14 protein-coding genes are annotated in these 16,355 nt (G+C 66.8%); 9 read left to right on the top strand and 5 right to left on the bottom strand.

Features of this window, described 5'->3' with window-relative positions; genetic code table 11:
• Positions 1-11: 11 nt before the first annotated feature.
• The 8 genes from AC5Y4F_RS08590 (at position 12) to nuoN (ending at position 10,616) form a co-directional block, all read left to right on the top strand.
• On the top strand, positions 12-2,429 hold the full coding sequence (locus tag AC5Y4F_RS08590) for an NADH-quinone oxidoreductase subunit G (RefSeq protein ID WP_499996003.1): 2,418 nt from the start codon (positions 12-14) through the stop codon (positions 2,427-2,429).
• Between the two features lie 67 nt (positions 2,430-2,496).
• Positions 2,497-3,768 (top strand): NADH-quinone oxidoreductase subunit NuoH, encoded by a 1,272-nt coding sequence (gene nuoH, locus AC5Y4F_RS08585; RefSeq protein WP_499996400.1) that lies wholly within the window; start codon positions 2,497-2,499, stop codon positions 3,766-3,768.
• Positions 3,761-4,306 carry an NADH-quinone oxidoreductase subunit NuoI gene (gene nuoI, locus AC5Y4F_RS08580; protein ID WP_067931307.1) on the top strand — a complete coding sequence of 182 codons (546 nt, stop codon included), beginning with the start codon at positions 3,761-3,763 and terminating at the stop codon, positions 4,304-4,306. Before nuoH ends, nuoI begins: the two co-directional genes overlap by 8 nt.
• A 26-nt stretch (positions 4,307-4,332) precedes the next feature.
• Positions 4,333-5,124: an NADH-quinone oxidoreductase subunit J gene (locus tag AC5Y4F_RS08575; RefSeq protein WP_197520467.1), complete on the top strand. Its 792-nt coding sequence runs from the start codon at positions 4,333-4,335 to the stop codon at positions 5,122-5,124.
• Positions 5,121-5,420: an NADH-quinone oxidoreductase subunit NuoK gene (nuoK, locus tag AC5Y4F_RS08570; RefSeq protein ID WP_007772892.1), complete on the top strand. Its 300-nt coding sequence runs from the start codon at positions 5,121-5,123 to the stop codon at positions 5,418-5,420. Before AC5Y4F_RS08575 ends, nuoK begins: the two co-directional genes overlap by 4 nt.
• A gap of 10 nt (positions 5,421-5,430) precedes the next feature.
• Positions 5,431-7,317, top strand: coding sequence for an NADH-quinone oxidoreductase subunit L (nuoL, locus tag AC5Y4F_RS08565; protein ID WP_067931311.1), 1,887 nt, complete (start codon positions 5,431-5,433; stop codon positions 7,315-7,317).
• Positions 7,318-7,392: 75 nt separating this feature from the next.
• On the top strand, positions 7,393-9,030 hold the full coding sequence (locus AC5Y4F_RS08560; protein ID WP_499996002.1) for an NADH-quinone oxidoreductase subunit M: 1,638 nt from the start codon (positions 7,393-7,395) through the stop codon (positions 9,028-9,030).
• The gene (nuoN, locus tag AC5Y4F_RS08555; protein ID WP_067931316.1) at positions 9,027-10,616 is read left to right on the top strand and encodes an NADH-quinone oxidoreductase subunit NuoN; all 1,590 of its coding nucleotides are present in this window, start codon (positions 9,027-9,029) and stop codon (positions 10,614-10,616) included. Before AC5Y4F_RS08560 ends, nuoN begins: the two co-directional genes overlap by 4 nt.
• Before the next feature lie 21 nt (positions 10,617-10,637).
• Here nuoN and AC5Y4F_RS08550 read toward each other — a convergent pair whose 3' ends face one another.
• Genes AC5Y4F_RS08550 through AC5Y4F_RS08530 form a run of 5 tightly spaced genes read right to left on the bottom strand, consistent with a single transcriptional unit; the run spans position 10,638 to position 14,771 of the window.
• Positions 10,638-11,102 (bottom strand): hypothetical protein, encoded by a 465-nt coding sequence (locus AC5Y4F_RS08550; RefSeq protein WP_499996001.1) that lies wholly within the window; start codon positions 11,100-11,102, stop codon positions 10,638-10,640.
• A complete protein-coding gene (locus tag AC5Y4F_RS08545) occupies positions 11,095-12,354 on the bottom strand; it encodes a DUF58 domain-containing protein (protein ID WP_067931474.1) in 1,260 nt (419 codons plus the stop codon). Before AC5Y4F_RS08545 ends, AC5Y4F_RS08550 begins: the two co-directional genes overlap by 8 nt.
• Positions 12,351-13,331 (bottom strand): AAA family ATPase, encoded by a 981-nt coding sequence (locus AC5Y4F_RS08540; RefSeq protein WP_067931476.1) that lies wholly within the window; start codon positions 13,329-13,331, stop codon positions 12,351-12,353. The genes AC5Y4F_RS08545 and AC5Y4F_RS08540 overlap by 4 nt, the downstream gene beginning before the upstream one ends.
• Before the next feature lie 19 nt (positions 13,332-13,350).
• Complete coding sequence (locus tag AC5Y4F_RS08535) at positions 13,351-13,833, bottom strand: hypothetical protein (protein ID WP_499995999.1); 483 nt, start codon at positions 13,831-13,833, stop codon at positions 13,351-13,353.
• On the bottom strand, positions 13,830-14,771 hold the full coding sequence (locus AC5Y4F_RS08530; protein ID WP_499995998.1) for a DUF4129 domain-containing protein: 942 nt from the start codon (positions 14,769-14,771) through the stop codon (positions 13,830-13,832). Before AC5Y4F_RS08530 ends, AC5Y4F_RS08535 begins: the two co-directional genes overlap by 4 nt.
• Positions 14,772-14,947: 176 nt before the next feature.
• Between AC5Y4F_RS08530 and AC5Y4F_RS08525 the strand changes: the two genes are divergently transcribed.
• Complete coding sequence (locus AC5Y4F_RS08525; protein WP_499996399.1) at positions 14,948-16,324, top strand: HNH endonuclease signature motif containing protein; 1,377 nt, start codon at positions 14,948-14,950, stop codon at positions 16,322-16,324.
• Positions 16,325-16,355 lie beyond the last annotated feature (31 nt).

Here is a 16,355-nt window from a genome sequence, read left to right as displayed (position 1 = left end):
GAGCGGCGCCCATGACTAGCGCGGCCAAAACCGAAACCGGCGACGAGGTGCGTCCGCCGGAGATGGTGACGCTGACCATCGACGGCAACGAAATCAGCGTTCCCAAGGGAACTTTGGTGATCCGGGCCGCCGAACTGATGGGTATCCAGATCCCGCGGTTTTGCGACCACCCGCTGCTGGAGCCGGTCGGCGCGTGCCGGCAGTGCCTGGTCGAGGTCGAAGGCCAGCGCAAGCCGATGGCCTCGTGCACCACAGTCGCCACCGATGACATGGTGGTGCGTACCCAGCTCACCTCCCAGGCCGCCGACAAGGCCCAGCACGGTGTGATGGAGCTGCTGCTCATCAACCACCCGCTGGACTGCCCGATGTGCGACAAGGGCGGTGAATGCCCGCTGCAGAACCAGGCAATGTCCAACGGCCGCGCCGATTCCCGCTTCACCGACGTCAAGCGCACCTTCGCCAAGCCCATCAACATCTCGTCGCAGGTGCTGCTGGACCGGGAGCGCTGCATCCTGTGCGCGCGCTGCACCCGGTTCTCCGAGCAGATCGCCGGCGACACCTTCATCGACATGCAGGAACGAGGCGCCCTGCAGCAGGTCGGCATCTACGCCAACGAACCGTTCGACTCCTACTTCTCGGGCAACACCGTGCAGATCTGCCCGGTGGGCGCACTGACCGGATCCGCATACCGGTTCCGGGCCCGCCCGTTCGACTTGGTCTCCAGCCCCAGTGTCTGCGAGCACTGCGCTTCCGGGTGCGCGCAGCGCACCGACCACCGCCGCGGCAAGGTGCTGCGCCGGCTGGCCGGCGACGACCCTGAAGTCAACGAGGAGTGGAACTGCGACAAGGGCCGGTGGGCGTTCACCTACGTCACCCAGGCCGATGTGATCACCACTCCGCTGATCCGCGACGCCGATGGCGCGCTGCAACCGGCGGCGTGGTCGCACGCGATCGCCGTCGCGACAAAGGGCCTCGAAGCCGCGCGCGGCCGCACGGGTGTGCTGGTCGGCGGCCGGGCGACCTTGGAGGACGCCTACGCCTATTCCAAGTTCGCGCGAATCGTCCTGGACAGCAACGACATCGACTTTCGGGCACGCCCGAGCTCGGCGGAGGAGGCCGACTTTCTGGCCGCCCGGATCGCCGGCCATCCGATCACCGTCAGCTACGCGGATCTGGAATCGGCGCCGGTCGTCGTCTTGGTCGGTTTCGAGCCCGAGGACGAGTCGCCCATCGTCTTCCTGCGGCTGCGCAAGGCGGCCCGCAAACACGGATTGCCGGTGTACGCCGTCGCGCCTTTCGCCACCCGCGCGCTGACCAAGATGTCCGGGCGGCTGATCAAAACCGTTCCCGGCGCCGAAGCTTCGGTACTCGACGAATTGGCCGGCGGCGAGGTGGGCGACCTGCTCTCCACCCCGGGGGCGGTCATCATGGTCGGCGAACGGCTGGCCACGGTGCCGGGCGGATTGTCCGCCGCGGCCCGGCTCGCCGACACTACCGGCGCCCGCCTGGCCTGGGTGCCCCGCCGTGCCGGCGAGCGGGGCGCACTGGAAGCCGGTGCGCTGCCGGGGCTGCTGCCCGGTGGCCGACCGGTCGACGACGAGACCGCGCGGGCGCAGGTCGCCCACGCGTGGAACGTTTCCGAATTGCCCTCTGGCGGTGGACGTGACGCCCACGCAATCCTGGGCGCCGCGACCGACGGCACGCTGGGTGCCCTGCTCGTGGGCGGTGTCGAGCCCGACGACTTCAGCGACCCCCAAGCGGTACTGGCGGCGCTGGACAGCGTCGGCTTCGTGGTCAGCTTGGAGTTGCGGCACAGCGCGGTGACCGAACGCGCCGACGTCGTGTTCCCGGTCGCACCGACGACGCAGAAGGCCGGTTCATTCGTCGACTGGGAGGGCCGCTTTCGGCCGTTCGAAGCGGCGCTGCGCGGCAGCGCCCAGCAGGCCGGCCAATCCGACCACCAGGTGCTCGACACGCTTGCCGACGAAATGGGCGTGTATCTGGGCATGTCCACCATCACCACCGCACGCGAAGAACTCGCGGCGCTGCGGCACTGGGACGGCAAGCGCGCCGCGGACCCGGACGTCGCGGCCGCCGAGCCGGCCCGGCCCGCAGCGGGCGAGGCGGTACTGGCCGGCTGGCGGATGCTGCTGGACAACGGCCGAATGCAAGACGGCGAGCCACATCTCGCGGGAACGGCGCGCGAACCGGTCGCCCGGCTGTCCGCCGATACGGCCGCCGAGATCGGCGCCGCCGACGGCGACGCGGTCACGGTCAGCACCTCGCGCGGATCCATCAACCTGCCGCTGGTGATCACCGACATGCCCGACCGGGTGGTGTGGCTTCCGGTGAACTCGCCCGGCTCGGCGGTGCATCGCCAACTCGGCGTATCCGTCGGCAGCACAGTCAAGATCGGAGCTGGATCATGATCGCCGGCGACGATGAACGCAGCGAAGCGATCCAACACGGGCGGAAGGAGCGGCGCTCATGACGACGTTGACCGCGTTCGGACACGACGCCTGGTGGTTGGTGATCGGCAAGGCGCTGGCGATTTTCGCTTTCCTCATGCTGAACGTGCTGGTGGCGATTCTGCTCGAACGCAAGATCCTCGGCTGGATGCAGCTGCGGCCCGGGCCCAACCGCGTCGGGCCGTGGGGTGCCCTGCAGAGCCTGGCCGACGGAATCAAGTTGGCGCTCAAGGAAACCATTACCCCGGGCGGCGTCGACAAGTTCGTGTATTTCGCGGCGCCGGTCATCTCCACGATCCCGGCCTTCACCGCCTTCGCGTTCATCCCGTTCGGTCCGGTGGTGTCGGTGTTCGGACACCGCACGCCGCTGCAGCTGACCGACCTGCCGGTCGCGGTGCTGTTCATTCTGGGGCTGTCGGCGATCGGTGTGTACGGAATCGTGCTGGGCGGGTGGGCTTCCGGGTCCACCTACCCGCTGCTGGGCGGGGTGCGCTCCACCGCCCAGGTCATCTCCTACGAGGTGGCGATGGGACTTTCGTTCGCGGCGGTCTTCCTCTACGCCGGCTCCATGTCGACGTCGCAGATCGTCGCGGCGCAGGACCGGGTGTGGTACGTGTTCCTGCTGCTGCCTTCGTTCGTGATCTACCTGATCTCGATGGTCGGTGAAACCAACCGGGCGCCTTTCGATTTGCCGGAAGCCGAGGGTGAACTGGTTGCGGGGTTCCACACCGAGTACTCATCGCTGAAGTTCGCGATGTTCATGCTGGCGGAGTACGTCAACATGATGACGGTCTCGTCGCTGGCCACCGCCCTGTTCTTCGGTGGCTGGCACGCGCCGTGGCCACTGAACATGTGGGCGGGCGCCAACACCGGTTGGTGGCCGGTGCTGTGGTTCACCGCGAAGATGTGGACGTTCCTGTTCATCTACTTCTGGCTGCGGGCCTCGCTGCCCCGGCTGCGCTACGACCAGTTCATGGGTCTGGGCTGGAAGCTGCTGATCCCGGCCTCGCTGGTCTGGGTGCTGATCGCCGCGGTCATTCGCACACTGCGCAACCAGGGCTATCAGCACTGGACCCCGATCCTGGTGGCGAGCAGCCTCGTGTTCGCCGTTGCGCTCGTGCTGTTGCTGCGAAAACCCTTCAGCGCGCCGGGTATTCGTGCGCTGGAGAAACAGTTGCGCCGCGAGGCGAAGAAGTTGCCGGCTGCACAACGCCCGACACCGGTATTCCCGACACCGCCGCTGCCAGCGAAAGCCCTGCAGTCCCTGGCGGCTGCGAGCAAGGAGAAAGCACGTGGCTAAATTCTTGGACGCCGTGGCCGGATTCGGCGTGACGTTCGGATCGATGTTCAAAAAGCGTGTCACCGAGGAGTATCCGGAGAAGCCGGGCCCCGTCATGCCGCGCTACCATGGCCGTCATCAGTTGAACCGCTATCCGGACGGCTTAGAAAAATGCATCGGGTGCGAGTTGTGCGCCTGGGCGTGCCCGGCCGACGCGATCTATGTCGAGGGCGCCGACAACACTGAGGAACTGCGGTATTCGCCCGGGGAACGCTACGGTCGGGTCTACCAGATCAACTATCTGCGGTGCATCGGTTGCGGGCTGTGCATCGAGGCCTGCCCCACTCGCGCGCTGACCATGACCAATGACTACGAGATGGCCGACGACAATCGCGCGGACTTGATCTATGAGAAGGATCGGCTGCTGGCACCGCTGCTGCCAGACATGCTCGCGCCGCCGCACCCCAGGGCCGAAGGGGCCACCGACAAGGACTACTACGAAGGCAATGTGACCGCGCACGGGTTGCGCCAGGCCCAGCAGGCCGGAGAATCCCGGTGACCGGTTTGACCGGCCACGCCGTCGAAGTGGCGTCGAGCTTTACGCAAGACACGATCGTCCGCACCTCCACCGGCGAAGCGGTCACCTTCTGGGTGCTGGGTGTTTTGGCAGTGCTCGGCGCGGTCGGGGTGGTCACCGCCGTCAACGCCGTCTACTCGGCAATGTTCTTGGCGATGACCATGATCATCCTGGCGGTCTTCTACATGATTCAGGACGCGCTGTTTTTGGGTGTGGTTCAAGTGGTGGTCTACACCGGCGCGGTGATGATGCTGTTCTTGTTCGTGCTGATGCTCATCGGTGTGGACTCCGCGGAATCATTGAAGGAGACGCTGCGCGGACAGCGCATCGCCTCGGTGGCGGCCGGTATGGCGTTCGGCATTCTGCTCATCGCCGCCATCGGCAACCTGACCACCGGCGGTTTCGCCGGGCTCACCACCGCCAACGCCAACGGCAACGTGGAAGGGCTGGCGGCGCTGATCTTTTCGCGGTACCTGTGGGCGTTCGAGCTGACCAGCGCACTGCTCATCACCGCGGCCGTCGGTGCGATGGTGCTGGCGCACCGCGAGCGCTTCGCGCGCCGCAAGACACAGCGCGAGCTCTCCCAGGAACGATTCCAGGCCGGCGGGCATCCGACTCCTATGCCCAGCCCCGGTGTCTACGCACGCCACAACGCCGTCGACGTGGCCGCGTTGCTGCCGGACGGCTCGTACTCGAAACTTTCGGTGTCGCCGATGCTGCAAAGCCGCGGCGCCGACGGCAAGAAGACCACCCCGTCCCCCGAGCCGAGCCCGACTCTCTCACAAGGTGGTACGTCGTGAATCCGGCCAATTACCTATACCTCTCGGCACTGCTGTTCACCATCGGGGCCTCCGGTGTGTTGTTGCGCCGCAACGCCATCGTGATGTTCATGTGCGTCGAGCTGATGCTCAACGCCGTCAACCTCGCCTTCGTCACGTTCGCGCGGATGCACGGCCACCTGGACGGGCAGATGATCGCGTTCTTCACCATGGTGGTCGCCGCCTGCGAGGTGGTCATCGGCCTGGCCATCATCATGACCATCTTCCGTACCCGCAAATCGGCGTCCGTCGACGACGCGAATCTACTCAAAGGCTGAAGACGCCAACATGACTCAATACACCTGGGTGCTGGTGGCGCTGCCATTGGCGGGCGCCGCAATCCTGCTGTTCGGCGGCCGACGCACCGACCGGTGGGGGCATTGGTTGGGCTGTGCTACCGCCCTCGCCGCATTCGGAGTGGGCCTGACCCTGCTCAGCGAGCTGCTCGGCCGCACCGCCGACAACCGCGTCATCCACCAGAAGGTGTTCAGCTGGATCCCCGTCGGTGGGCTTCAGGTCGACTTCGGTCTGCAAATCGACCAGCTGTCGGTGTGTTTCGTGCTGCTGATCTCCGGGGTCGGGTCACTGATCCACATCTATTCGGTGGCCTACATGGCCGAAGACTCCGACCGCCGACGGTTTTTCGGCTACCTCAACCTGTTCCTGGCGTCGATGCTGCTGCTGGTCGTCGCCGACAACTACGTGGTGCTCTACGTCGGCTGGGAAGGCGTCGGCCTGGCGTCCTACCTGTTGATCGGATTCTGGTACCACAAGCCGACGGCGGCCACCGCGGCGAAGAAGGCGTTCGTGATGAACCGGGTCGGCGATGCCGGGCTGGCCCTGGGAATGTTCTTGATGTTCAGCACTTTCGGCACCTTGTCGTATGCCGGCGTGTTCGCCGGCGCACCGGCGGCTGATCGCGGCGCGCTGACCGCGATGGGACTGCTGTTGCTGCTGGGTGCGTGCGCCAAGTCCGCCCAGGTCCCGCTGCAGGCCTGGCTTGGTGACGCCATGGAGGGCCCCACCCCGGTGTCCGCGCTGATCCACGCCGCCACCATGGTGACCGCCGGTGTTTATCTGATCGTGCGGTCCAACCCGCTGTACAACCTGTCCCCCGACGCGCGACTGGCCGTGGTCATCGTGGGTGCGGTCACGCTGCTGCTCGGAGCCTTCATCGGCTGCGCCAAGGACGACATCAAGCGGGCGCTGGCAGCGTCGACGATGAGCCAGATCGGCTACATGGTGCTGGCGGCGGGCCTGGGCCCGGCCGGCTACGCCTTCGCGATCATGCACCTGCTCACCCACGGATTCTTCAAGGCCGGATTGTTCCTCGGCTCCGGCGCGGTGATTCACGCGATGGACGAAGAACAGGACATGCGCCGTTACGGCGGTTTGCGTGCGGCGCTGCCCATCACATTCGTCACCTTCGGCCTGGGTTACCTCGCGATCATCGGTGTGCCGCCCTTCGCCGGCTACTTCTCCAAGGACGCCATCATCGAGGCCGCGTTGGCCTCGGGCGGCATCGAGGGTTATCTGCTCGGCGGCGCCGCGCTCTTGGGCGCCGGCGTCACCGCGTTCTACATGACACGCGTAATGCTGATGACCTTCTTCGGCAAGAAGCGCTGGGGTCCAGGCGCGCACCCGCACGAGGCACCGGCCCTGATGACGTGGCCGATGATCCTGCTCGCGGTCGGGTCGGTGTTCTCCGGTGGCCTGCTGGCGCTGGGCGGCACCCTGCAGAGTTGGCTCGAACCGGTCGTCGGAAAGCACGAGGAAGTCACCCATGCGTACCCGGTCTGGGTCAGTTCGGCGCTCGCGCTAGGTGTCGTGGTCATCGGCATCGCGGTGGCCTACCGGTTGTACGCGAAGGCACCGATCCCCCGGGTGGCTCCGCTGTCCGTGTCGCCGTTGACGACGGCGGTGCGCCGCGACTTCTACGGCGATGCCTTCAACGAGGAGGTCTTCATGCGCCCCGGTGCGCAACTGACTCACGCGCTTGTCGACATCGACAACACTGGTGTCGACGGCTCCGTCAACGCCCTGGCTGCCCTGGTGAGTTCGACGTCAAATCGGCTGCGCGGGTTGCAAACCGGCTTCGCCCGCAACTACGCATTGTCGATGCTGACGGGCGCCGTGCTGGTGATCGCGCTGATCCTGGCGGTGCGACTGTGGTGATCGGTGTCGGCGAGCGAACCGATGTGGCAGTACCTCCCGATTGCGGAGACGAAGCGATGACAAGGAGCGGCGCTCATGAATAGCGTTCCCTGGCTGAGCGTGCTGTGGCTGGTGCCGCTGGCCGGCTCCGTGCTGATCATCCTGATGCCGCCCGGACTGCGGCAGCTCGCCAAGTGGACGGGTCTGGTCTTCGGCGTACTGACCCTGGCGGTGGCCGTCGTGGTCACGGTCGGGTTCAAAACCGGTGGCGCGCCGTACCAATTCGTCGAAAAGCATCCGTGGATCCCGGCGTTCGGCGCCGGCTACACCCTGGGTGTCGACGGCATCGCGGTGGTGCTGGTGCTGCTGACGGCGGTGCTGATTCCAGTGCTGCAGGTTGCCGGCTGGAACGACGGCGATGGTGACGACCAGCTGCGCCCGGCTTCGCCGAGCGCGCGATGGTCACGAAGCGGCGAGCGCAGCCGCGGGGTGCAGGCCTACATCGCCTTGACGCTGGCCATCGAGTCGATGGTGCTCATTTCGGTCGTCGCCCTGGACGTGCTGCTGTTCTACGTCTTCTTCGAGGCCATGCTCGTCCCGATGTACTTTTTGATCGGAGGTTTCGGCGGCGGCCCCGGCAGGTCGCGCGCGGCCGTGAAGTTCTTGTTGTACAACCTGTTCGGCGGGCTGATCATGCTGGCCGCGGTCATCGGAGTGTACGTGGTGACCTCGCAGCATAATGCGGGCACCTTTGACTTCCGCGAGATCGTGGCCGGCGTCGCGTCGGGTCGTTACGGCGCGGACTCCGCGGTGTTCAAGGCGCTGTTCCTGGGTTTCATGTTCGCGTTCGCGATCAAGGCACCACTGTGGCCGTTCCACCGTTGGCTGCCCGACGCAGCCGTCGAGGCCACCCCGGCCACCGCGGTGCTGATGATGGCGGTGATGGACAAGGTCGGCACCTTCGGCATGCTGCGCTATTGTCTGCAGCTGTTCCCCGGCGCCTCAACGTATTTCCGCCCGCTGATCGTCGTGCTGGCGGTCATCGGGGTGGTCTACGGCGCGATCGTCGCCATCGGTCAGACCGACATCATGCGGCTGATCGCCTACACCTCGATCTCACACTTCGGATTCATCATCCTGGGCATCTTCGTGATGACCAGCCAGGGGCAGAGCGGGTCGACGCTGTACATGCTCAACCACGGCCTGTCTACGGCCGCGGTCTTCCTGATCGCCGGATTCCTGATATCGCGGCACGGCAGCCGGGCGATCGCCGACTACGGCGGCGTGCAGAAGGTGGCGCCGATACTGGCGGGCACCTTCCTGGTCTCGGCGATGGCAACCCTGTCATTGCCGGGCCTGGCGCCGTTCATCAGCGAATTCCTGGTCCTGCTGGGCACTTTCAGCCGGTACTGGCTGGCCGCCGGATTCGGGGTTACCGCGCTCGTGCTCTCGGCGGTCTACATGCTGTGGCTGTACCAGCGCGTGATGACCGGGCCGGTCGCCAGCGGCAACGAGAAGATCGGCGATCTGCGCGGACGTGAATTGGTCGTCGTCGCACCGTTGATCGCGCTGCTGCTGATGCTCGGCATCTATCCCAAGCCGGTGCTCGACATCATCAATCCCGCCGTCGAGAACACCATGACCACCATGGGCCAGCATGACCCGAAGCCGACCGTCCCGGTGGGGACACCCAGACCGGCCGAACTACACCGGACCGCCGAAGGACCGCGATGACCCTCCCTACCCCGAGCATCCAGTACTTCCTGCTCTGCCCGACACTCATCGTGTTCGGCGTCGCCGTGCTGGGTGTGCTCGCAGAGGCGTTCCTGCCCAGGCGAATTCGCTACGCCGGGCAGGTGACACTCTCGCTCGCCGGTTTGATCGCGGCGTTCGTCGCCGTCATCGCCGTGAGCCGCTCGATCCCAGGCTCGGGGCGCGTGGCGTTGTTGGGCGCGATGGCCGTTGACCGCCCGACGCTGTATCTGCAGGGCACCGTGCTGCTGGTCGCGGTGATGGCGGTCATCTTCATCGCCGAACGCGCCCAAGCCAAGGCGGACAGCACGGTGTCCGTGGGAGTCGGCACCGCGGGCTCGGGCGGCCTGGACTCCTTTACGCCGCAGGCTTCGGCGGTGCCCGACAGCGACGCCGAGCGCGAGGCCGAACGGGCCGGGGCCGCCCAGACGGAGCTGTTCCCGCTGGCGCTGCTGTCGGTCGGCGGCATGATGGTCTTCCCCGCATCCAACGACTTGTTGACCATGTTCGTCGCGCTGGAAGTGTTGTCCTTGCCGCTATACCTGATGTGCGGCCTGGCCCGTCACCGTCGGCTGCTCTCGCAGGAAGCGGCGATGAAGTACTTTCTGCTGGGCGCGTTTTCGTCGGCGTTCTTCCTGTACGGTGTCGCGCTGCTCTACGGCGCCACCGGCACGCTGCTGCTGACGGGTATCCGCGATGCGCTGGCCGCGCGCGGCGAGACCTCGATGGCGCTGGTCGGCGTCGCCCTGCTGTCGGTCGGCCTGCTATTCAAGGTCGGTGCCGTTCCGTTCCACTCCTGGATTCCCGACGTCTACCAGGGCGCGCCCACCCCCATCACCGGGTTCATGGCGGCGGCCACCAAAGTCGCGGCTTTCGGTGCGCTGCTTCGGGTTATCTATGTGGCGCTGCCGCCGCTGCACGATCAGTGGCGTCCGGTGCTGTGGGCCATCTCCATCCTGACCATGGCGGTCGGCACCATCACGGCGGTGAACCAGACCGACGTCAAACGCATGCTGGCCTACTCGTCGGTCGCCCACGTCGGATTCATCCTCACCGGCGTCATCGCCGATAACCATACGGGCCTCTCCGCCACGTTGTTCTATCTGCTGGCCTACAGCTTCAGCACCGTCGGCGCGTTCGCGATCGTCGGTCTGATCCGCGACGCCGACGGAGTCGAGGACGCGACACTCTCGCACTGGGCAGGCCTGGGTCAGCGCTCGCCCATTGTGGGCGTGATGTTTTCGATGTTCTTGTTGGCGTTCGCCGGTATCCCGCTGACCAGTGGATTCGTCAGCAAGCTCGCCGTCTTCAAGGCAGCCGCCCAGGGCGGTGCCGTACCCCTGGTGATCGTCGGTGTGGTCGCCAGCGGCGTCGCCGCGTACTTCTACGTGCGGGTCATCGTGTCGATGTTCTTCACGGAGGCGACGGAGGACACCCCGCACGTGTTGGCGCCGGGGTTTTTGAGCAAGGCCGCGATCGCGGTGTGCGCCGCGGTCACCGTGGTGCTGGGCATCTTCCCGCAGCCGCTGCTCGACCTGGCCGACCAGGCCGCCGTCCTGCTGCACTGACGCGGCCCGCGGCATGGCCGGTCAGCTCATGAACGGCCGGATGGCCAGGAGGTAGATCACCAGTGCCCCCAGCGGGGCCACCAACGGCAACCACGGCAACTGCAAGGGAAATGACGTCGCGACCCACCCGGCGAACGTGAACCCCACGGCGCCGGCCGCCGTCGGCCAACTGTCCGGCACCACCGCGGCCGACGCGCCGACCGTGTGACGGCACACCAGGTAGGCGGCGGCGCACAAGCCGGACAGCGCGACGAATATCACCGGCGGGTCGGACAGGATGACGGTAACCGCGGCGAGCAGTACGGCAACCGTTGCGGCACGCCGGATTACGATGCCCACCGCGACCGCGATCAGCGCCGCCACCCAGGCGACCACCGCGGAGCCGTGCCAACCATCGGCGGCCAGCCCCACCATGAGCAGACCGAAGCACGTCGCGAACGCGGGCGCCCGGAGCCGCGCCAGCGCGCCCGAGCCGGCGTCATCCACGAAGCCTCCCCCGCACCCGCCGGCGGCGATCCGGTAGCACACCCATGGACTGTTCCAGAGCGCTATCGCCCCGCCACGACACGATGTCCACGCCGATGGTGGCCATGTCCCGATACATCGCCGAGCGCTGCAGCGCCCACATCCGGTCCACCAGGGGATCCTGTTCTTCCTCGAACGGCGAACTATCGAGAATGTCGACGGCCAGTACGACATGGCCACGCTTGCGCAGATCGATCAGGGCCAAGGCGAATTCGGTGTCGAGCAGGGTGGAGAAGGCGATGACGATCGCCCCGGCGGGAACCGCCGCGCGCGGCGCCAGCGTGCCCGTGGTGTGTTCGAATCGGTCGCCGGCGTTCAGGACGGTGTCGAGCACCCGATAGAACTGGCGCTGCCCGATGTCGGCGCCCAGCCAACGCGGATGGTTGCCCCCGAGAGCCACGATGCCGGCCCGATCACCGTGGCGCAACGCGGTTTGCACCACCTGCGCCGCCCCGCGCACGACACGTTCGGTGGCCTCGGTCGCCGGACCCGCGGGCTGCCGGTACCCGTCGATCAGGACCACCACGTCAGCGGCGCGGTCGGTCAATCGCTGCGTCACATGCAGTTGACCGCGGCGCGCGCTCACCGGCCAATTCACCGCCCGCAGTTGGTCGCCCGGCACATAAAGGCGAATGTCGGCGTACTCCACGCCCGGACCGATATGGCGAGTCAGGTGGGCGCCCAACCGGTCGAGCAGCTCGGTCTGCGGGATGGGTGTCAGCTGTGGCGGCGTCAAGGGAAACACGATGACCTCGGCGGCCGCGACTGTGGCCGTTCCGGCGAGCAGCCCACCTCGGGCAACGACGTCGATGCGGGCCCCGATGGCGTACCGGCCCCAACGCTGCGCGATGGCCGTGACGGTTTTCGCCTGGGGCGCATCGGATTCGGCGATTTCGAGCTCCATGCCGGCGATGTCGGGAATCGTGACCTGGACTGCCGACCTCCCGCGTTCTTCGGTCGCCCACACTTTGATGTGCACCTGCTCCTTTTCGAAGCAACGCTGGGCGTCGGGCTCGCCATGCACCCGAATAGTCGGGACCGGCCGCTGCCAACTGATCGAGCACAGCACGCCGAGCAGCGGCGCCGCGAAGGCGACCAGCTGCCATCGGGCGTCCATCACGGCGGCGGCCATCGCAAACCCCGCGCAGGTGGCGATAGATCGCGTCAATTCCGATGCACGCCAGCGGAATTCGACCCCAACGCTGGATGTCACGCCGGGTTCCCACCAGCGCTGGCGCCGGTTCGCGGCACCGGTAGACGGTGCAGCAGCTCTGCGATCACGTCGGCGCCCTGGATCTTTCGTACCCACATTTCGGGGCGCAAAGTGATCCGGTGTGCGACCGCCGCGATGGCCAGCGCCTTCACATCCTCGGGGATGACGTAGTCGCGGCCGAGCAACAGCGCGCGGGCGCGGGCGAGTTGCACCAGATCGAGTTCGGCGCGGGGGCTGGCGCCCACCGCAACCTGCGGATGGTGTCGCGTCGCATTGGCCAGCGACACCACGTAGTGCAGGACGTCTTCGTGTACGGTCACCTGCTCGACCGATTCACGCATGGCAAGCAGGTCGTGCGCGTCCACGACCTGGTTGACAGTCGGTTCCGCCGAACCGCGTTCGAGGCGGCGGCGTAGCATCGAGGTCTCGTCCCGTTCGTTGAGATACCGTAGTTCCAGCCGGATCGCGAACCGGTCGAGTTGCGCCTCGGGCAGCGGATACGTGCCCTCGTACTCGATCGGATTGTCGGTGGCCAGCACGATGAAAGGCTGTGGCAGCTGGTGTGTTTCGCCGTCGATGCTGACTTGGCCTTCGGCCATCGCCTCCAGCAGCGCCGCCTGGGTCTTCGGCGGCGTGCGATTGATTTCGTCGGCCAGGAGCAAATTGGTGAAGATGGGGCCGGGCCGGAACGCGAAGCGTCCGGACTGCATGTCGTAGATCGTCGAGCCGAGCAGGTCGGCCGGCAATAGATCGGGCGTGAACTGCACCCGGGTGAATTGCAACCCCAAGGCGGCGGCAAAGGATCTCGCGATCAGCGTCTTGCCCAGGCCGGGCAGGTCTTCGATGAGGATGTGGCCGCGCGCGAGGACTGTGGTGAGGATAAGGCGCAGCGCGGAGCGTTTTCCCACCACCACACGTTCTATCTCGTCGAGGATCGCCTCGCAGTGGGCCGTCGTGGTTGCGGCCGGCAGCGTCATGTCGGGATCGCGCCTCCTGTCATACCTGCTCCAGCTTTTGCAGAATCTCCTGCAGTGCCGCACGGCCAGGGCCGGGTTGGCCGTCGCGGCTGCGCGTGACGTTGTTGGGATCCACCCATTCCCACAGTTCCGCGCCAAAAAGCATGCGTCCGGTTGCGTTAAAGGATGCGGGATCTTTGGATTGTCTTTGACCAGTTGTCATCTCGTAACGGCGCGCGAGCATCGGGCGCAGATGCCGGTCCCAGTCTGCCCGGGTGGACTCCGACCACCGAATCGTCGTCTCGGTGTTGGCCAGCCAGCGGCGCAACGAGTCTCCGAGCTCGTCGGTGGCCGGCTCCGCGTCGGCGTCGAATCCGCGCGCCAGGGCCCGACGGAGGCTCAGTAGCACCAGAGCCAGCCCCACACCGGAGGCCGCCAACACCCACCGTCGGTCATGCTGGGTCAGCACCAGCAGTTCTGTGCCGACGATGAGGCAAACGCCCAGGGAGGTAATCTTTCTCATGCTGCGCTCCGCGAGCTCAGCTCGTCGAGGACCAATCGAAGGACGCGCACGGCGGTGTCGCGGTGGCCCTCGTTCATCACGTGGGGACTGAACCGCGCCTCGGCGAACAAGTTCACCAATTGGACGGCGTTATCCGCGTGCAGAGCGTGGTGCTCAACCGCGCGGGCCAGCACCTCGGTCGGGGTGTCGAATTCCTGGGGGACGGCGCCGGGAACGTGTGCGAGTTCACGTTCCATCGCCGCATAGCAGGCGATGATCGCCTCTCGCGGTTCGCGGCTCGGGTCTCTCATCTCGGCCAGTCCACGTTCGGCCGCCCGCGCCAGTGACTCCGAACGCGGCGCAGGCGCCGGGGATTCCGCCGGCTCGTCGACGATGCCGGATGCGGCGGGGCGCCAGCGCCGCCGCGCCGACGCGACCGTCCCGGCGACCAACATCACCAGCATGGCAACCGTGCAGGCGAACAGGATCCCAAGCATGTTCGGGGAGGCGTCGCGAGGCCGGTGCGGATGCTGCGCCGGTGGCTGTGCGGGCGGGTGGGTCGACGGTGCCCCGCCGGAATCGGGCGGTGACGGGCCGGGAGCGACGCCGTGGGCCAGGAACCTGGCCAGCAACAGCACGATCAGCAGCCAGGCCACGATCACGCCGAGTCCGATCAACAACACGCGCCAGCTCGGTCGTCCCTTGCCGGTGCCCAGCATGTCGGACATAGCACCGGCACTCGGCGCGGGCACGCGGGGGTCTCGCAACCGCGCCACCACGGCGATCGCGATCAGCGCAAGCGTCACCGCGAGAACCGCCACCACGAAAGCCAGCGTCCCGCGGCCGCTCGACTCGCTGCGCATCGCATCGTGACGAGCGGGAAGGTAGCCGCGCAGGGCGGCAGCGACGACGAGCAGCAGAACGATCAGGGCAACGACTCGCCCTGTCGGCTTGTCCATACCACGCATAGGCCCGCCACTCGATTGGTAGTTGCGGCACTGGCTTTCCCCATACTTGCACGTCAGGCGGCTCTAGAGCCAGGACCGGCGTTGTCATTCATCCACAGTCGGCAGTTCATCCACATATTCATCCCGTGGGCTTCGTATTCGAATATATGTTCGATACCGTGGACTGCGTGGGCGTTTTCATGAACGCGGAACAGGCGCGGGAACGCATCTGCGCCGCGCTCGACGCGATCGATGCGGCCCACCAGGTGCTGCGCCAGACCCCTTCGGGCGTGGTAGGTAACGCCTTCCGGGTCGACTTCGCCGAACGACTGGAAGCCCAGCATCGCCTCAATCGGGGCCTGATGTATCGGGTCTTCGGCGAAATCGCCGACCCGCCTGACGGGGCCGGATGTGTTCCCGCGTTGCGGAGCATGTTGTGGGCGCGGCTTCGGATCACGCCCGGAGAAATCACGCGGCGCTTCAGACTCGCCGCACGCCTGCTCCCTCGACGTTCGCTGACGGGCGCCCCATTGGAACCCGAGCTCCCGGCGTTGGCCGCGGCGGTGGCCGCCGGCGCAGTCGGCGAGGACCATATCCGCGCAGTCTGTGCCGCGGTCGACGCATTGCCCTCCTGCGTCTCCGGGAGCGACGCGGCCGACGCGGAGCGCACGCTGGTACGGCACGCGACCAAGCTCGACGCGGCCGTCGTCACCAGGCTGGGCCATCGGATTGCCGATTATCTCAATCCCGATGGACGTTTCGGTGATGCAGATCGGGCCCGCCGTCGCGGTGTGCACTTGGGCACACAGGGCCCCGACGGGATGTCGCGGCTCACCGGTTTCCTGGATCCCGAGGCCCGGGCCTACTTCGAAGCCATCGAGGCGGCGGTTCGGCCCGGCCGTCATCAGACCCCAGACGCCGATCCCGAGGCGCGCGACGATCGCACACCGGGCCAACGCCGCCACGACGCCCTCAAACTCGGACTCGAGATCGCCATCGCCTCAGGTGGTCTCGGGACGCACCGCGGCCACCCCGTTACCGTGGTGGCCACCACGACGTTGGTTGAACTCGACCAGGCCGCACACGCCACGGTCGACTCGTCAACTCAGATGCCCGTCCCGGCGCGGACCGGCGGCGGTTCGCGACTGCCGATGCCGGACCTGATTCGGATGGCCGCCAAGGCAATTCACTACCTCGCCGTCTTCGACGAGCATACCGGCCGGCCGTTGTATCTGGGCCGGCAGAAACGCATCGCCACCGCGGATCAACGCCTCATCTGCTACGCCCGGGACCGCGGCTGCACCCATCCCAACTGCCTGGAACCCGGGTATCACTGCGAGGTTCACCATGCACACGAATGGGCAGACGGAGGTCCGACCGACGCGGACAACCTGTTCTTCGCCTGCGGATCGGACCACGGCGCGGTGGGCCGGGGCGAACGGCGCACCGTCGTCCGCAACGGGCGACTCGGCTGGACCGACGGCACCGGACCGCCGGTCGTCAATCACGCGCACCATCCCGACGAGCTGCTGCGCGGCGATCCCGACCCCCCTGAGGGTGAATGATGTTGAGTCGCCGTGATCATCGATGCGGTGA

Source organism: Mycobacterium sp. NGS56, from assembly GCF_059812425.1.
The sequence above is the reverse complement of the archived record's forward strand: the minus strand, read 5'-3'. Positions and strand labels throughout refer to the sequence as shown.